The organism is Streptomyces sp. NPDC006265 (genome assembly GCF_040613555.1).
Lineage (GTDB): Bacteria > Actinomycetota > Actinomycetes > Streptomycetales > Streptomycetaceae > Streptomyces.
In genome coordinates this window covers 1-4,805 of the sequence record NZ_JBEXSH010000712.1, presented here as the reverse complement: position 1 = coordinate 4,805, position 4,805 = coordinate 1, and the positions used below count along the sequence as shown (strand labels likewise).

The following is a 4,805-nucleotide window of genomic DNA, read 5'->3' as shown; positions in this document are numbered from 1 at the left end:
GGAGGCCGTCCGCGACGAACTGGTCGCCCTGTGGCTGCCCATGGCCCACCGCATCGCCGGCCGCTTCCGCGACCGCGGGGAGTCGATCGAAGATCTCCGTCAGGTCGCCGCGCTGGGTCTGGTCAAGGCCATCGACCGGTTCGACCCGAGCCGGGGTGCCTTTGAGAGTTACGCCGTCCCCACCATCACCGGTGAGGTCAAGCGGCACTTCCGGGACCGCATGTGGGCCCTGCGGGTCCCCCGCCGTGTGCAGGAACTGCGCAACAAGGTGCGGGTGGCACGCCGCGAACTCACCCAGAACCCGGGCAGCCCCGAGCCTTCCGTGGCGGACCTCGCCACCCACACCGGCCTGACCGAGGAAGAGGTCAACGCCGGGCTCGAGGCCCTGGACAGCTTCAGCACCCTGTCGCTGGACGCCGAGCTCTCGGCCGACGACGACGGCTACAGCCTCGCGGACACGCTCGGCGCGGCCGACTCCTCCTACGACGTCGTCGTGGACCGCGAGTCCGCCAAGGAAGGCCTGCGCCGTCTGCCGGAACGCGAACGGGCCATTCTCTACATGCGCTTCTTCGAGGACATGACCCAAAGCCGTATCGCCGACCACCTCGGCATCTCCCAGATGCACGTCTCCCGCCTCATCAGCCGCAGCTGTGCCCGGGTGCGCGACGAGGTCATGGGGCAGCGGACGGGCAGCCGGGGCAGCGGCGGCCCCTCCACCACGGCTTGACCGACCGACCCCCCGAGGAGCGAACGACCATGCTGAGGCCCCACCCCGCCGTGCTGCGCCGACTCGTCGACGAGTACGAGGCCCTGGCCGCCGCCGAGACCGCCCGCGGACCGGCGGAGCTGAACCCCAGGGCACGCGACCTGGCGTACACCCTGTGCGTCTCCACCGGCACCCGGGACGTCAAGCGCGCCCTGGAGGCCGCCCATCAGTGGCTCGCGGCCGCACCGGCCCGGGAATCCGCTGTTCCGGCGGCCGGACGACGCATGCCGGCCGCGGAGCCCGCCTGATGCGCGTGTGCCGCTGACACGACGGGGAAGGCGAGGCAGAACGAGGGCCCGGCCGACGGCGGAAGCCGCCGGCCGGGCCCGTTCGCGTCAAGTCATCGACACCCTGGGAGTCCCATGTCCACAGCCGGGCCGGGCAGCGGCCGACGACGGCGGGATGGAGCGCCTGCGTGCCGAAGTGCGCGACCTGCGGGCCCGGGCCCGCGTCCGCCCGCTGATCTCACAGGCGCAGGGCATCGTGCAGCAGCGGTACGCGCTGCCCGACGGGGAGAGCACCTTCGCGCTGATGCAGCGCGCGTCGCAGCGTTACCACGTCAAGCTGCGCACGCTGGCCGGCGGCCTGGTGACCGCACCGCGCCCCGACGGGCCGGAGAAACTATGGTTTCCCGCGGCGTATCCGCGGGCCTGAACCCGATCTGACGTTCACCCAGGCGCACCGGTCCGGGTCCGGCAGCCGTGGTGCCGTCCTGAAGGCCGTGCTGCGCTCCACCCTGGCGGTGGTCGGCACCGACAGCGGCAATGTGCAGCTCACCGACCGGGCGCGGGGATGTCTGACCATCGAGCAGCACACCGGGGGGCACGGCCGACTTCGTCGACTTCTTCGCCCACGTCGGTGAGGACGGGACGGCCTGTGCGCAGGCCGCCCGGGACGTCGCCCAGGTCACCGTGCGCGACCTGAGAGCGACCCGGTGTTCACCGAACCCGCCCGGCGGGCCATCCTCGCGGCGGACAGCAAGGCCTGCCACAGCGTCCCGCTGACGACCGCGTCCGGACTGTGCGTCGGCATGGTCTCGGCCCACCCGGACCGGCCTCTCGACGGGCTGACGACGGCCCGGACGGAAGCGCTCGACACGGTGGGCGGCCAGGCGGGCCGCCGGCTCGCCTGGCACGACCCGCACGGTGGTTCCTGGACGCCCTGGATCACGCGCACACCCTCGGCGGCGCCGGCCGTGGATCGAGTTTCCGGCGGTCCTGACCTCGTTACCGAAGTGGCGTCGCTGTGCAGAGAGCACCCGGCCCGGAACCGGAATCCCCTGGTCCGGGGGCTGTGGAGGGTGTGTGAACGCAGGCCCGGGGCATCCGCACTGCCGGGAGGTCGACATGAACACGAGTGCGATGGCACAGAGCGGTCGGTTCCGGGTCCGGCGGAAGGCGCGGGGTTCGGTGACCGAGGGGGCGGCACGGGCGGGCTTCGGCGCCCGGGGCGTGATCTATCTGCTCGTCGGAGCGCTGTCCCTGCAGATCGCCTTCGGCGACACCGGCCGCCAGGCCGACCGCGGGGGAGCCCTGCAGGAACTGGCGCAGAAGCCCTTCGGTGCGGTGCTGCTGTGGGCGCTGGGTATCGGGCTCGTCGGGATGGCCCTGTGGAGGCTGTCCGAAGCGCTCTTCGGCTCGGTCGGCAAGGACGGCCGCAGCGCACGCAAACGGCTGATGGCGACGGTCCGCTTCGCGTTCTACGTCTTCGTCGCCTACTCGGTGCTGTCGTTCGCCGTCAGCCGCCACCAGAGCCGCGGATCCAGCGACCAGCAGTCCCGGGACGCCACGGCCAGGGTCCTGGAGATACCCGCCGGACAGTGGCTGGTCGGCGCCGCCGGCCTCGGGATCGTCGTGGCCGGCGGCTGGATCGCCGTACGCGCGGTGCTGCGCAAGTACCGCGACAAGCTCCGGCTGGGGCAGATGGGCCACCGGACACGGCAGCTGGTGGACGTCACCGGAGTGGCCGGCGGCGCCGCCCGCGGGCTGGTGTTCGCGGTGGCCGGGGTCTTCGCCGTCCGGGCCGCCATCGACTACGAACCCGACAGGGCCAAAGGCATGGACGACACCTTGCGCACCTTCGCCGACACCCCGCTCGGCCCCTGGCTGCTGGTCTGCGTCGCGGCCGGGCTGGTGCTCTTCGGGGTGTTCTCTTTCGCCATGGCTCGGTGGCGACGCGTCTGAGCCGCGTTCTGCGGGGAACACGAAGCCAATGAGCGATTCCGAGATTCCGCATGGCGACGGCCGGCCCGTGGACGCGTACCTGGACCTCCTGCGCATCCGGATGGACACGGAGGACTACCGCCTTCTGATGCGCGCGGTGGAACCGGTCCTCGAGGCGATCGACGAGGAACGCCTGTCCAGCCTCGACTTCGCGCTCGACTCCGGCGCCAACGACGAACTGCCCCAGGAGGTCCGTGACGAGGTGGCCCTCGTCATCGCCACCGCCGTCACCGGCCGCCTGGACAACGAAGTGGTCGAACTCGACGTCGACGACACCGGCCCGGTCAGGATCGTCACGGACGCCACCACCGCGTCCGACCCGATCCGCCTCGGCGAGATAGCCGACTACATCCGGGACCGGCACAAGCAGACCGAGGAGCTGCGGGGCATCGCCGAGGTGAGCGGGCTGCCCACGGACTTCTGACCGGCGGCCCGCGCTCCGGGGGCGGCTCTCACCCCTTGGGCGCCGCCACCGGCACACCCAGCGGCCGGGCGAGGCCCACCACGGCCTCGTCCAGCCGCTCCAGATGCCGCAGCACGCGGTCGGTGATGCGGCCGTAGCGCGGTGTGCCGGCGTCGGATCCCAGCAGGGAGGCGATGCTCGGCCCGGTCTCGACCTGCGCGCCCGCGTGCTCGTCGGCGACCCGGACCGCGATGGTCTCGATGTTGCGCACCGTGCGCCCGGCGGCCCCGCGCAGTCGCGGGTCCGCCGCGATCGAGGGATGGGTGGGCAGCAGCTCGGCGGTCGCCGCCAGTGTCCGCGCGTGGTAAGCGCACGTCTCCAGCAGCGCCACCACGTACCGGGCCGTGTGACGCCGGGTCCGCAGCGGCGTGACCGGGTGGATCAGCGGCTGGGTCGCGGCCCGCAGATCGGCCAGCGCCTGGTCCAGGTCGCGCGCCTTGTCGAGCAGCTCGTCCGCAGGCCCGCCGCTGAGCTGGCCCACCGCGGCCTCCGTGACCTCGGTCAGCCGCTCCAGCACGGTGCCGAGCAGCTCGTTCGTACGGCGATCCGTCTGCACGGGCAGGACCAGCGCCGCCGCCACCACCCCGCAGACCGCGCCGAGCGCCGTCTCCTCGATCCGCAGCACGAGCACGTCGAGGCTGTAGGTGTGCAGCAGTGTGTACAGCAGCCCCAGCATCGCGGTGACGAAGAACGACATCAGCGTGTACGACAGCGGCGCCGAGTAGAACATCGCGAAGATCAGTACCAGGACGAGGGCGAACGCCGTCCAGGTGTGCTTGCCGACCAGCCCGGCCAGGAGGATGCCGGCGACCACGCCGAACACCGTGCCCAGCAGCCGGCGGTAGCCCTTGACCAGGATCTCGCCCGTCGACGCGGTGTTGAGGAAGACGATCCAGCACGTCAGCACCGCCCAGTACCAGCGCTGCGTGGACAGCAGCTCGCCGCCCACGATCGCCAGCGAGGACCCGACGGCGACCTGCACGGCCGCACGCGTGGTGGGCCGCCGCAGCCCCGTCTGCTCCTCCGTCGCCGCCTCCTCGCCGGCGTCGATCGCGGCGTCCTCGGCGTCCAGTTCCTCCCGGGAGCGGGCCGTCGCGGGGGTGTCGTCCGACTCGTCCTGCGGGCCGTCGAGCGCGATCCGCAGCCCGAGCACCGCGCGGGCCGACTCACCGATGCCGCGGAAGACGTCCTGGACGGCGGCCGACGCGGGCGGCAGGTTCTCCTCGTCCCGGTAGCCGAGGAGCCGGTTGCGCACATGGGCCAGCCCGGTGCCCGTGTCGGCGCTGCCCGTCCGCAGCACCAGGGCGTGCAGCGCCTGCAGATCGCGGCGGAGCGTGGCGCCCGCCTCGTCCGG

General features: G+C 72.5%; 6 protein-coding genes. 5 read left to right on the top strand and 1 reads right to left on the bottom strand.

What is annotated here, in order from left to right:
* The 5 genes from ABZ281_RS38125 to ABZ281_RS38105 form a co-directional block, all read left to right on the top strand.
* Window positions 1–727, top strand: a 727-nt coding sequence (locus ABZ281_RS38125) for a SigB/SigF/SigG family RNA polymerase sigma factor (protein ID WP_356662608.1), incomplete at its 5' end; no start/stop codon positions are given.
* A gap of 29 nt (window positions 728–756) precedes the next feature.
* Window positions 757–1,014, top strand: a complete 258-nt coding sequence (locus tag ABZ281_RS38120; RefSeq protein ID WP_356662607.1) for a DUF5133 domain-containing protein — start codon at window positions 757–759, stop codon at window positions 1,012–1,014.
* 154 nt (window positions 1,015–1,168) lie between these two features.
* On the top strand, window positions 1,169–1,420 hold the full coding sequence (locus tag ABZ281_RS38115) for an ANTAR domain-containing protein (RefSeq protein ID WP_356662606.1): 252 nt from the start codon (window positions 1,169–1,171) through the stop codon (window positions 1,418–1,420).
* 692 nt (window positions 1,421–2,112) lie between these two features.
* Window positions 2,113–2,949, top strand: coding sequence for a DUF1206 domain-containing protein (locus ABZ281_RS38110; RefSeq protein ID WP_356662605.1), 837 nt, complete (start codon window positions 2,113–2,115; stop codon window positions 2,947–2,949).
* 28 nt (window positions 2,950–2,977) lie between these two features.
* Window positions 2,978–3,412 (top strand): hypothetical protein, encoded by a 435-nt coding sequence (locus ABZ281_RS38105; RefSeq protein WP_356662604.1) that lies wholly within the window; start codon window positions 2,978–2,980, stop codon window positions 3,410–3,412.
* 28 nt (window positions 3,413–3,440) lie between these two features.
* Here ABZ281_RS38105 and ABZ281_RS38100 read toward each other — a convergent pair.
* On the bottom strand, window positions 3,441–4,805 hold a 1,365-nt coding region (locus tag ABZ281_RS38100), incomplete at its 5' end, for an FUSC family protein (protein ID WP_356662603.1).